This window comes from Bacillus sp. 007/AIA-02/001 (assembly GCF_004634455.1).
Classification (GTDB): Bacteria; Bacillota; Bacilli; order Bacillales; family Bacillaceae_G; genus Bacillus_A; species Bacillus_A cereus.
In genome coordinates this window covers 13,058-25,698 of record NZ_SEIY01000026.1, presented here as the reverse complement: position 1 = coordinate 25,698, position 12,641 = coordinate 13,058, and the positions used below count along the sequence as shown (strand labels likewise).

Here is a 12,641-nt window from a genome sequence, read left to right as displayed (position 1 = left end):
CAAACTATAGCAAGAAAATCCCTAACAATTGATACATATGGGCTGAGGATAACTTAAACACTTTTCAATCAATTTCAAAATCTGAATACAGTTCAGACCCGAATAATTTTCTAATAAAAAATGATTTTAAACCAGTATGTAAAGAGAAATTTGTAAGAGAGCTAAATGCTCTCTTTTTAATATTAGAGGATTTTTATATTAAGTTATAGAATATAAATAATATAATTTTTAAGGAGTGATTTTATGGAGGAGCCTAAATGGAAGGATGAAATTGTCGAAGTCTTGCAATTTCTAGGTGGCGAAGCAACTTTAAAAGAGATTTACCAAGAAATAAGAAATAGAGGTAATAAAACTCTCACTAAATCTTTTAAAAACACTATACAAGGTGTTATTTATAGTAAATCAAGCGATAGCGATTATTATCAAAACGGAGAAGATTTATTCTACACTGTATCTGAGAAAGGAGAAGGTCGCTGGGGTCTTAGAAATTATAAGGCAACAAAAGAAAGTATTGATCTTACAGAAGAAGATTCTTCTTTCCCAGAAGGAAAACAAACATTACGTTTACATATTTATAGAGAAAGAAATTCTAAATTAATTAGAACTGTAAAGGAACAATTTAAAAAGGAAAACGGAAAAATTTTCTGTGAAATTTGTGAATTTGATTACACAGAAAAATATGGAGATTTAGGTGAAGATTATATTGAAGCTCATCACACAATTCCTGTTTCTGAATTAAAAGAAGGTTCAAAGACGAAAATAGAAGATATTGTTCTAGTATGTGCTAATTGTCATAGAATGTTACATAGAAAAAGACCTTGGCTTTCAAAGAAAGACCTAAAAGAAATTCTGCAGGCAAAAGTAAAATACTAAGCTAAATTTGTTAATTCATTGGGATGAACCTACCTATTGTAAAATTACGTAATTTTATTAACCAGCAGTATATTTATAGAAGTGGGGCATATAATAGATCAAAAAAAGCTCAATATAACAAAGAAGGTTATACATTTGTTACTGGTAAAAGATAGCTAGAAAATATGCAAAACAATTTGTTCAATTAAAACTTTCATAATCTATTTTTTAAAATCAATCGTTTTTTTTGCAAATTATTCACAAATGCAAAAAGAAAGCCTAAAGCCCTTTTAAATAAGGAGTCTAGGCTTTCTTTTTATTATTTCCACTCAATAGTAGCTGGTGACTTCGACCTAATATCACATACAGCATTAAAAAATATTGTTATATTAATGTTCACAGTTATTTCAAAATACATGGTGGCTCTTAAACCCTACACCATATATTCAATCCTAGTAGGTAAAGGGTGTTTTTACAACATTATTGAAGTTGAATAATGAAACTGTATCAAACAAGCTTTCTTTTACTCCTTAATAATTTTTCTGCTTTTTTAACAATTCGTTGTTCTTCTTCACCAATTGACAAAAGCATAAATGTATTCATTAATACTTCATTCGAAATTTCCTTAAACTGTTTCGTAACCTTAATTTCTTTAATCCCAGCTGGAAAAGATCTTTTATGTAGATCATATATTCTTCTAATAAAACCTATACCTGCTTCATGTAAGCATTCATCAATTCCTTTATAAATTGGGTTCGCCCACTCTGCTAACCAACAAATAAAAGCATCTTGCGAGAACTCACTTGTTCCATGTGAAAATTAATTTGGTCTCTTATCCATTATTTAATCCCCTTTATATCTAAGTGCTATTCCCCAACATTTAACACTTCTAAAACTTCCCTAAACAACACCGATCCTCTCCCAACAACCAACTCCAAAGGAACTTCCTTAACTCGCCCATCTCTCCCCACCACAACAACCCCATTCTCATAATCAACCCAAATCTGAACATCCTGCACATAATAACTCTTAACAGAAGAAGCCTCATCTAAATTACGATGATCCAGCTCAACTTTAACCTGTTTCGTAAAACGACGCAGCGTTTTCCAAAGAGTTCGTTCTTCTTTTGATTTCATAAATAGTTCTGGGAGTTCTTGTACTTCTTTTAATAAAGACATAGTTGTTATTGTGTATGTTTGAATACCATATCCTACCGGGCGGATGAGGTGTTCTAGTTTTTTCCATGGCTCTAGTTCGAAATGTACATACTCATCGTTTTGTTGCATTTGAATGTGTTTGATTTTGGCTACGTATTGGATACCACCTTTTTCTCCGTGCCATTTTTTCGGTGCATATAATGCTATGTGTTTTGCTTCTTGCCATCCTGGTTTTAACTGTGTGACCGGTAACTGGTATAAGCCATTCTTTCTATATGTTTCATATTCACTTTCAGTTTTCACGCTGCCCACTAATACTTTTTCTTCTAGTGAAGAGTGCCATTCTTCTTTTGTTCCTCTTGGAAGGATGCCTTCTCTTATAATTTCTTCTGGGCTTTTTTCAATGAGATGGTCTAGAAATTGTTCGACTAGTCTTGTTGCGTTTGGTAAGAATGGAAAGCCACCGATATTTACTTTTTCGATACTTTTATAAAATGGATGGTTCTCGTACGCTTCCTCTTGGTTCCATGGGAATAATACGTACGCTCCGTAAGCTGTCCGCTCAAAAGGTCCATCTTGTTCCACAACTAATGCATCTCTGTAGCGGTGCATTGTATTAATGTCTTCTTCCATTGGACCAGGAGTACCATACTTCTTTTTATAATGAGACCTTTCAGCAAAATCAATTCGGTATTTTGCATCAAAAATGTATTGATATTGATAGTTCTTTCCCTTTTTCTCAATAGCGAGCATCGTATCTGGCTTTTGTGTAACTGTTGGCAGTCTACCGTTCCTTTTCTGGAAATACAGTTCTATTACTTCACCAGTGACTGGATGCTTAAACGCTCTTTTTGCAGTTTTACTTTCATCGAGCGTTACGTATAAACCGTCTTGTTTAACTTGGATAACATCTTGATGGAGCGGTATATATTTTTCAGATAGAATTTGTCCGAGTTTTAAATACGTCCAGTATTCGTATAACCTTGCGACATCTTTTAACGACATTTTGAAAATTTGTCCTCGTAATGTTAAACCTCGCGATAGCATTAAGAAGATTTGATACGCATCTCGATAGCCCGCTGCCATTTGAATAACGAGCGAAAAAACTGAGCGATCTAATTTTCCGATTTCTCTCCAAAATGGATCATTCAATTCATTTTTCATTCGATACTTCATATTTTTTACACGCTCTAGCAAATCTTCATCAGTTACACCACGTGTATATCTAGACTTTGGCTCTAGCGCCTTAAGTAAATCATCTATTTTATGTACGACTCTTTGAATCATCCATTTAACAAATCTATTTTCTAACGTATCATAAGAAACTTCCTTATAAGCTGTAATCCCTTTAGTCGGTATACTTTTTTCTCCTTGCAGTAAGTGTGGTCGCTTTCGCAAATAGTTCATTCCGACAGAATCCAATTTACGAATTTTTTCTCCTCGTACAAGTTGATGTCTAGTCATAAGCGTATGATGCGGCTGTCTTTTAATATGAGAGATCGACTTCATAAACCGCTCAAAGGAATCATTTAAAATATGATAGAACTCACTCTTCGATGGATTTGTAGCGTAAATTGTAGATGCTCCTAAGTAAGTTCTCTTTAGTAAATGAAACGCTAAATTATAAATTTCATCATTTACTTCATCTAATAAGGATCTGTAATCATCCTTATAATCCAGTTTTGCCGGGAAAACTTCAAATGTAACAGTTAATAAAGTTTCTTGCTCGTCTTTAATTTCGAATGTTGTATTTCCTACTTCATTTGGAAACGAAAGATTCCCCATTAACACATGAAGTGATCCCATTTGAATAGAACTAACTTGCTTTCGAAAACCCGGATGTTCATGATAAAAAGAGAGCTGTTGACTCTTTTTTGGAACAACAACAAGCTGGTAACTTCTATTTTCAAAAAAGATTGGTGGGTGTTCTTTCCATTCGTCTAGCCTCTGCAATCTCGCATCAAATACAGAAACGGATTCCGTCTTCCCATCTACATGAAAATACATCATTTCATCTGTGTTCATAGCCTGATATTCTTTTAAACTCTCATATTTTTCATGATAAGGATTTCCCTTAATTGTCAATGATAGCTCCTCTGTTTCAATCTTAACTAGCTCTATCTCATTATTAGATCCAGAAAGAAGTGAAACCATCATACTCGAACCTCCTTAACATATGAGACAGCTTGTTAGCTGAACGAGGATACTTAGCGTAGGAAGCGTCATTATTGCCACTATCATATTCTTCATTTGCACATAATACATACAACTGCTTCAATACCTCTTCTGTTCTTCCATCGCTCCCCGCAAGACGCGGTAAAATCTTTTGATATATTTGATAATCAAGTGCTTCATCGAATGACAATAACTTTCCTTGTTCGTTGTATGCCATATAGAAACAAATTTCATCTCGTATACGGTATCCAACTTGAGCACCTACTGATTCAAGTATTTTATTTATTTCTATTAAAATGTTCGATATATTTCTCACAAGATCTTCGTTTTCTTTAAAACATTCCTTCAGATGAAGATACTCAGTTTCTAAAGAGCGATTTGAAGCAATTTCAGCTTCCTTCTCTTCTACATCCATTAAAAAATTAAAATAATCTAAGTTAACGGTATTAAATTCAATTGTATTCGCACGATCTAATACTTTCTTACTTAACGGATGTGTCGTTTCATCCATATTTACCGTTCCGATAATGTATACATTTGATGGAATCGTAATATGCTTATTCGTAATTGATTCTGGAAGCACTGGTGACGTAACAATTTTCCCATCTTTCCATTTACGGCTTTCAATTACACTTAAAAAGTCACTAAAGTAGTACTCCACTCGAGCTAAGTTCATCTCGTCCAACACTACAAAATACGGCCTATTTGGATTTGCATCTGCATTTTCAAGAACTTTAATTAACGGTCTTTCTTGAAAATCCCCTTGAAGATTCACATAACCAAGCAAATCAGAACTATCACTCCAATCAGGTCGAACCGGAATAAGTGTAAACTGCCCATTCTCTTCCGTAGCCCCTAAACTCTCCGCAAACCACTGAACAATTTTCGTTTTCCCTGTACCTGAAATACCTGATAAAATTACAAATGGCTTTGTTTTTAATGAAAGGAAGAAATTAATAAGACCCTTTTTCTCATAAAAGAAACCTTTACTTTGAATATAAGAAGACACGTGATCGATAATTGATTGCTGATCTAAATACACTTCTTTCCTCTCATAAATCATTTCATATTTCGTTCCTTCCTCTTTGTAACCAATAAACCCCTCATAATAACGAAGCATTTCTTCTAGATCTTCTACTAACTCTTTTTCACTTGGCATTTTATTAGCATCATAAGCAATATAAGCCGCTGTTGAATTCGCATATCCTCTCGCTTTTGGACTTGTTCCTAAGAAAATCTCATCATCTTTTTTTACCTTTTGGGACATATGTATTTGTTCACGAATCTCTTCTTTAATTTTTTGCATCTCTTCTTTAGACGTTTCCGTCACACCTTGCGCCAATGTTAAATATAATCGTTCCATATCTTCACTAAATAAATAAACGATATAGTATCCTCGTTGCGTAGATGTCGTAATATCTTTATTCATAATTGCAAGCCATGGAACAGCAGCCCAGTTTCCTTGTCCAATTGATCCTGTGACAACATACTGATTATGATCAATAAATGGTAACCTCGTTATTTCCGTTGTCATCTCATTCCTAACAACCGATCCCATTTTATGACCCGCAAATCTTTCTGTTCTTGCCTGTAAATACTCATTCATAACTGTTAAAAACTTTTCACGTAAATTACTGTTCATGCTACCGCCCTTTTCTCCATCATCTTTTACATATTTTTCAATAGGAATCCATTCATCATTAATTAGTCCTACTTGTTCAAGCCAATCCAGTAAGTTATTCGTACGCTTCCTCGTCACCGATTCAACCATTAAATTATCCCCTACTGAATTTCGGACAATCGTCATTCCAAAATCAACTAGAGCTTCTTTCTTTTCACCCTTTGAATATTTCTCTAGCAATCCAAGAACAAATAGAACATGTCGGAAATATTCCTGCTTTAAAACTAAATGGGCAATATAGATATTTTTATCTTCTGATTGAACATATTCATTTAATAGAAGTTGATTCATTTCATGAGATTCATTCAAAAATCCCAATAATCTTAAATCCTGGCGCGCATTAGATTTCATTCTATATAAATTTTCATCCGTTTGTTCACGTAATGTACTCGGATTATATGTACCATCCATTATCTCTTTTAAAAACAGCATGACTTTATCATATTTTTCACTTGGAAGGTTATCAGTTTTGAATTCTTTAAATGTAATAGCTCCCGATTCCTTTACATCCACAAATGGAAGCTGTGAAAGGAAAGTTACCAAGAAAGTATTACATTCACCCGCTTGTCCAAAATCTTCACTCTTTACTGTACGCATAGCGATAAATTTTCTCCAAGCATCCTTAAGAATTTCAAAGCTCACTTTAAAATAAGGTGATGCTTCCTCTTCATATTGCTCACGTGAAACTTTAGCTTCAACGTATAATCCTTCATCATCTTTATTTATAACTAAATAAGTTTTATCATCATTTATTTCTTCAACCTGCTTCGTTAATTTAACCAATTCAATTATAAGTTGCTCTAACATTTTCATCCCCACCGTTACAATTAATTACAATTACTACTATTTTACCAAACTATGTATAAAAGAAAAATCATACAATATGATGTATGATTTTCTACTCTATTATTTAAAATACTTCTGATAATCCTCTTCATTTTTAAATTCAATCGGTCCGACATCCATTCGAAACTTCCCGTTCTCGTACAAGAGTGGTGAAGCTTCTGAATGGTCTTTTGAGTAGCTTTCTACATGTGAAATTTTCATCTCATTTGAATTCGTGAAATCAATATGAGCAATACACACCCAATAAGCATGGTCATTTATTTCTAATAACGGTGCTGTTACAACGCTTCCCATATGATTATCGACAACAGCTTTTGCCCTCATAGAATAAAAACTACCTACCCCATTGCCGACAGCACTATACGCAGCAAATAAAACATATTTTAAAGCTTCTGGTCGGTAAATACGAATTGTTTCTTTTCCTGGCTCTTGCGAATCACCATCTAACACAATATATGGCGAGACTTTAGACGAACCTAGATTTTTATAATAAACCTTTCCTATTTCTCCATTAGTTGTTACGTAAAAACAGTATAAGTCTAAATCTTTATTTGTTTCCCATTCTAAAGTAGCTGTTACCATTTTAGATTTTTGTATATTTATAGATTGTTTTTTCTTCAATTCAACCTTCACTGCATTAATAGTTTTTTGTACTGGAGGCGGAGTAGGAACTATTTTCTTCTCTACAGGAGGAGCAAATTGTTTTTCATCTTCTGCGATTTCTATTCCAAAATTTGTACACAATGCAGCTAATCCACCAAAATAGCCAGCTCCAATAGGATTGAACTTCCATTCTCCTCCATGTCGATATAGCTCTCCAACAATAATGGCACTTTCATCTGTAAATGGATACGTGATAGGAAAATGAATAATTTCTAATCCTGATTGTGCGTTGTTTATTTTCAATTGAATATGGGAAACATCTCGTAGCGCCTGTTTCTTCTCTTCAGCATTATGAATTGTAATCGAAAATACAACCTTTTGTACCTCATCTTTTATATGAGTAAAATCTATCGAAAATCTTTGTTTACTTCCATTTGCGATATTTTGATTTAATTGAACAGATCGACAACTAGAATAAGGTTGTCCATAAAAAACGAAATCCTCTTCTTTAGTAATTTTCCCATTAAAACCTACTAAAAAAGCTGATGCATCTACATCCATATTCATCGGGGCATTCCAAGTTAAATCTACCAGTAACCCTTCCATCTCTGGATGATTCTTTGTAACATCTATCTTTTGTCCCCTTACTAAAGTATGTATCATCATAATTCCCCCGTCCTACACCTTTAATGTTTTATCACTCAGTTCAATTATACTCCTGTTTAGATTTTCAAGGATATCCTCAAGATATTTCGTTCCTTAATACTTGTCCAAAGGAAGGTTTATCATAACTTCCAGCATGAATGTATAAATGCTCAGATGATCTTGTCATGCCTACATATAATAGCTTACGTAGTTTAATATCATTTTGTTCAAGCTCCATTCTTTCAAACTTGTCCACATCAACTAAAAAGACAATTGGTGCCTCAAGACCCTTTGATGAATGATATGTTGTTATAATTAAATGTCCTTCAGTAATATTTTTTGTAACTTTTACTTTTTGACGTATCTCACGATTTAATTTCTTTTGTATATTCTCACAATCTTTTCCTTCTCTACACAAAATTAATATATCTTCAGGCTTATAGCCCTTGCGCTTAATAAGCTCGTAGACTTTATTACTAATATCTTCATACGATCCTTCAATAAAACTAACTCCATCTTTCATTTCATTCTCAAAAGATAGTTCGCTCATTGGACAATAAAATTTATTTACTTCCTCTTCCAATTTCTTTTCTTGTTTCAAGAAATTAAGGGCTAAATCTATATGTTGACTACCGGCACGATAAGATTTCTTTAATAAAGAACTTCTCCCGCGCATATCAATACCTAAGCTCTTTCAACTATGATCTGAGTTGTTATAGATGCTCTGTAGTCTATCTCCTGCTAAAAATAAATTTATCCCCGTAACAGTTTCCTTTTGATTATTAACATACGTATGTTCTTTACAAGACTTCACACATAATCGAATCCAATCATCTAGAAAGTCTTGGTATTCGTCCACTAAAACAGCATCATATGATGACTGAGCTCGCTGTATAGCTACTTCCGGCAATTCTTCATTCCACCACTTCACTGTATTTTTTTGGGGTACACATATACTTGCTGTATCTAGCGCAAATTTATGAAAAGTGCTAACATCTATATTCTCCAAGCGCACATTCATAAAGACAAGATCAGCTGCTAAAGAATTCAATTTGTTTTCAATTTTTGTTTTTAACGACCTATTATACGTTAATATTTTTATTTTCCATTCTGGATGTTCACGTACTAGATGAATTGCACGACCTAGCAATAAAACCGTTTTCCCACTACCCGGAACTCCAGTTACCATATAGTGACCGTATGGTACACGCTTCGCGAAACGCTCTTGCTCTGCATCTAGTGCTGTAATTAATTCTTTTGTACTGATTTGATTATCGCTACAACTAACCTTAATTTCTGGAAATAATAGTGTTCGTATTGCAATAATTTCATCTTCTTCTACGAAACTAAATTCATTTTTAAATAATTGATTTATATTTACTGTACTTAACATGTCAGATGAAATACACTGCGCTGGTGGCTGATTAAATACTTGATCTAATCCACTCTCTTCAATCTTATTAGAATGAAGATACGGAAATATAACATTAGTATGTAATTTAAACTTTAATTCGTTCCGTTCATTTTTTAAAATATCGTGCAACCTAAATAATCTCTGTGCTGCAGTATGGTATAAGTTAGCTTTACAAAATGGATTATCTACCTGTTTTCCATCTGCTAAATCTATTTTTCTTCTATCTGCTCTATTAATATAAGAAAGTTCCCAATCTTTCACTTCAAAGATTGTTACACCTCTTTGTGAATCAATTAAAATAAAATCAGGTTCTAAATGTCTAATTCTTGGCTGAATATATAAGTACGCTTCTCGCTCCACGTCTTTATATAAAGAGCGAATCTTTTCAAGCACTCTTCTTTCACCTGGAGTCAAGCTTGGCAAATCATTCGGTATAATGTGTAAACCCACAAGAATCCCCTCTTTTTTCATATTATGCGTGTATTTCATTTATATAAATTAAATATAAATATATATAAATAAGTGAGTTACAATAATAAAAAATAATCAAAAGTTCTCTTTTACTATTAAAAATATTATTACACGCCATTCTCATTTTAAATTATATACTAAAATATAAGTTTTCTGGATTATTTTTCTATATCCAAAACAAAAAGACACTTTTCATAGTGCCTTTTCCATAAGTCTATACCTGACCTTTTGTATCACTAATTTCTCTTTTCTCGTTTGCCCTGACTAATTAACTTAATAAGTTTCTCTCTATTAATTAATACAACTCGATTCACTTTAGCGAGTTTGTATGCTGCAGCTGTAAATTCACTATTTGTAACAACCCATGTTTCATCAGCTTTATAAAATTCTTTTGCACCAACAATCTCCTGAACAGATTTAATTCCAACGTTATTCTTATAGCGTTTTGCCTGTACAATAATTCTTTTATCATTTTTTCTCAAAATTAAATCTGCACCAAAATCGTTAGATGCTTTAGTAATCTCTGTTTTATAACCCAAAGCCGGAAATAGACTTCCTAAATATTTTTCAAACTGGTGTCCGCTCATTTTATCAATATCATAAATTCCTGATTGCCGAAGTTCTCTTAGCTTTTTTACATTCACATACATATATAATAATATAATTGCTGCCGATACCATTACTATCGGCACTAAAAATTCCGGTTTCCACAACACTCCGAAAAACGTAATAACTAGTAAAGATCCCAATATTGATTCATCTTGCTTTTTCTTTCGCTTAGCCATCTTAACTCCTTTTCACTCATAAACTATAATAATTACTTTAATGACCTAAATAAAATATCCCACCTAAAATAACTAATGCTATAGCACCTTTAATTATAGGTAGCATATTATCTGGTATATAAGATCTAATAATTACAAGCACAGTACATACAACAAATATAATACCAAGGAACATCCATCCATCCCAAAGTACTTCTTTTAATGATTCTGGTAACTCTATATTATTAACATCCATTTTAGTTCCCTTTCTATCTTAATTTATAAAATTATAATAACGCATTATTTTTATAAAAGGAAACATTTATATAAATGTATATACTAAGAATGATATCGATATTTTATAAGTACAAAGCACTAAAATTACTTATCTCCCCTATCTCCACCAACCATCTCTCCATACCACTCATATCTCTCCTCCAAAAACCCCCTAGTCTCCCCACTCCCCTTATAAAAACTCTCCCAACCTCTCTCCCTCAAAATCCCCTTCCAACTATCACTCTCCACCATCTTCTTAATAATGCTATCCCAATAAGCAATCTCTTCCTCCGTCATATCTTTCGGTCCCATAATTCCTTTCCAGTGTTGGAAGATGACGTTGATTCCTTGTTCTTTCCATGTTGGGATTTCTGGTAGTCGGTCTAGGCGTTTTGGTGCGGATACGGCTAGTATTTTTATTTTGCCGGCTTTGTATTGTTTTTCGGCTTCGGATAGAGTCATGGTTGCGGCGCTGATTTGTTTGTTCGTTAGGGCGTTTATGATTTTTTCTTTGTTTTCGTAGACGAAGAATTGTAGTTCGGCTGGATTTATGCCGAATGCTTTGCTTACTTGTACGAATGATAGGTGATCGTCGTTTCCTAGGCCTGGGGCAACGCCGATTTTGAAGTTTTTCTTGTCTTGTTTTAGTTGTTCCATGAGTTGTTTTGCGTTTTCTATGTTTGATTCTTTTGATACGACAACGACTTCCCAGTCCGATGCTAGTGTCGCGAGCGGCGTGAAGTCTTTATATGTTAGTTTACTGTGGCCTAGTAGGTTGTTCGTTATGAGTAAGCTTGAGTTGATCGCTAGTACGTGACCACCTTTTTGTTTCGTATATTTCCATCCGACGTCACCGCTGCCACCTACTTTGTTTGTGACTGTGATTGGTTTTGTGAAGATTTTTTCTTCTGTCAGTGTTTTTTGCATCGCTCGTGCCGTTAAGTCCCATCCTGCTCCTTGAACGTTTGGCGCAACGATTTCTACTTTGTCTATGTTTACTTTATTCGTATGGGATTTTTCCGAAGAACAACCAGCTATTACTCCTGTCATGATCCATATACATAGTAATAATCGTTTTTTCATAGTCCTCGTCCTATGCGATATTTTCGTTCTGGTCGTCCGATAATGCCGTATGTGTACTCTACTGTGCATTCGTTTGTCGCTACTAAGTATTCTAAATATCTTCTTGCGGTTGTTCGGGAGGCCCCCATTTGTTCTCCCATTTCTTCTATTGTAATGCCCTCTTCGAATCCTTTTATAATCCCTTTCACTTTTTGCAGTGTTAACGGGTCCACACCTGTCGGTAAGTTTTTTATGTCTTGTGTTTGCGAGATGCCGAAGAAGTTATCGATGAGTGCTTGATTCACTTCATTGTTACTATGTAATAATTGCTTCTTTCTTTTATAGTCTTCAATTGTGCGAACGAATTTTTCTAACGTAACCGGTTTTATAAGGTAGTTGCTTACGCCATTTCGAATTGCTTTTTCTAACATATGATTTTCATTTGCCGCTGTAACCATAATGACGTCAACGTTTGGAAAGTCAGCATGGATTTTTGGTAATAAGTCCGTTCCGATTCCATCTGGTAAATAATTATCTAATAGAAGCAAATCGACTTCTTCCTTTTGTAGTAATTCCATCGTTTCTTTCGCGTTCAATGCTTTTCCGATCACTTTTACGTCCTTTATTTTTGATAAAAACTCTTCCTGAATTTGCGCGACGCGGAAATCATCTTCTGCAATTGCAACCTTCAACAT

Annotated in this window: 10 protein-coding genes and 1 pseudogene; 1 reads left to right on the top strand and 10 read right to left on the bottom strand. The window is 33.9% G+C overall.

Annotated elements, in window-relative coordinates:
- Positions 1-243 precede the first annotated feature (243 nt).
- Complete coding sequence (locus tag ES895_RS27330) at positions 244-873, top strand: HNH endonuclease (RefSeq protein ID WP_135238808.1); 630 nt, start codon at positions 244-246, stop codon at positions 871-873.
- A 576-nt stretch (positions 874-1,449) separates the two neighbouring features.
- Here ES895_RS27330 and ES895_RS29940 read toward each other — a convergent pair.
- The 10 genes and pseudogenes from ES895_RS29940 to ES895_RS27285 all read right to left on the bottom strand — a co-directional run.
- Positions 1,450-1,632, bottom strand: a pseudogene (locus tag ES895_RS29940) (PD-(D/E)XK nuclease family protein); the annotation flags it as partial.
- Positions 1,633-1,718: 86 nt separating this feature from the next.
- A complete protein-coding gene (locus ES895_RS27320; protein ID WP_135238815.1) occupies positions 1,719-4,163 on the bottom strand; it encodes a restriction endonuclease-like protein in 2,445 nt (814 codons plus the stop codon).
- Positions 4,138-6,672 (bottom strand): MrcB family domain-containing protein, encoded by a 2,535-nt coding sequence (locus ES895_RS27315; RefSeq protein WP_135238807.1) that lies wholly within the window; start codon positions 6,670-6,672, stop codon positions 4,138-4,140. Before ES895_RS27315 ends, ES895_RS27320 begins: the two co-directional genes overlap by 26 nt.
- Before the next feature lie 99 nt (positions 6,673-6,771).
- The gene (locus tag ES895_RS27310; RefSeq protein WP_135238806.1) at positions 6,772-7,977 is read right to left on the bottom strand and encodes a TerD family protein; all 1,206 of its coding nucleotides are present in this window, start codon (positions 7,975-7,977) and stop codon (positions 6,772-6,774) included.
- A 79-nt stretch (positions 7,978-8,056) separates the two neighbouring features.
- A complete protein-coding gene (locus tag ES895_RS29935; protein ID WP_240690248.1) occupies positions 8,057-8,635 on the bottom strand; it encodes a 3'-5' exonuclease in 579 nt (192 codons plus the stop codon).
- A gap of 18 nt (positions 8,636-8,653) precedes the next feature.
- Entirely contained in the window at positions 8,654-9,823 is a 1,170-nt protein-coding gene (locus tag ES895_RS27305; protein WP_240690247.1) for a UvrD-helicase domain-containing protein, read from the bottom strand.
- 257 nt (positions 9,824-10,080) lie between these two features.
- Positions 10,081-10,629 (bottom strand): restriction endonuclease, encoded by a 549-nt coding sequence (locus ES895_RS27300; protein ID WP_050000889.1) that lies wholly within the window; start codon positions 10,627-10,629, stop codon positions 10,081-10,083.
- A 37-nt stretch (positions 10,630-10,666) separates the two neighbouring features.
- On the bottom strand, positions 10,667-10,864 hold the full coding sequence (locus ES895_RS27295) for a hypothetical protein (protein ID WP_135238805.1): 198 nt from the start codon (positions 10,862-10,864) through the stop codon (positions 10,667-10,669).
- A 125-nt stretch (positions 10,865-10,989) separates the two neighbouring features.
- Positions 10,990-11,967, bottom strand: coding sequence for a tripartite tricarboxylate transporter substrate binding protein (locus tag ES895_RS27290; protein WP_135238804.1), 978 nt, complete (start codon positions 11,965-11,967; stop codon positions 10,990-10,992).
- A complete protein-coding gene (locus ES895_RS27285) occupies positions 11,964-12,641 on the bottom strand; it encodes a response regulator (RefSeq protein WP_135238803.1) in 678 nt (225 codons plus the stop codon). Before ES895_RS27285 ends, ES895_RS27290 begins: the two co-directional genes overlap by 4 nt.

Coding starts and splice junctions, on each gene's coding strand:
- ES895_RS27330 (WP_135238808.1), top strand. CDS start 244: ATGGAGGAGCCTAAATGGAAGGATGAAATTGTCGAAGTCTTGCAATTT.
- ES895_RS27320 (WP_135238815.1), bottom strand. CDS start 4,163: ATGGTTTCACTTCTTTCTGGATCTAATAATGAGATAGAGCTAGTTAAG.
- ES895_RS27315 (WP_135238807.1), bottom strand. CDS start 6,672: ATGTTAGAGCAACTTATAATTGAATTGGTTAAATTAACGAAGCAGGTT.
- ES895_RS27310 (WP_135238806.1), bottom strand. CDS start 7,977: ATGATACATACTTTAGTAAGGGGACAAAAGATAGATGTTACAAAGAAT.
- ES895_RS29935 (WP_240690248.1), bottom strand. CDS start 8,635: ATGCGCGGGAGAAGTTCTTTATTAAAGAAATCTTATCGTGCCGGTAGT.
- ES895_RS27300 (WP_050000889.1), bottom strand. CDS start 10,629: ATGGCTAAGCGAAAGAAAAAGCAAGATGAATCAATATTGGGATCTTTA.
- ES895_RS27295 (WP_135238805.1), bottom strand. CDS start 10,864: ATGGATGTTAATAATATAGAGTTACCAGAATCATTAAAAGAAGTACTT.
- ES895_RS27290 (WP_135238804.1), bottom strand. CDS start 11,967: ATGAAAAAACGATTATTACTATGTATATGGATCATGACAGGAGTAATA.
- ES895_RS27285 (WP_135238803.1), bottom strand. CDS start 12,641: ATGTTGAAGGTTGCAATTGCAGAAGATGATTTCCGCGTCGCGCAAATT.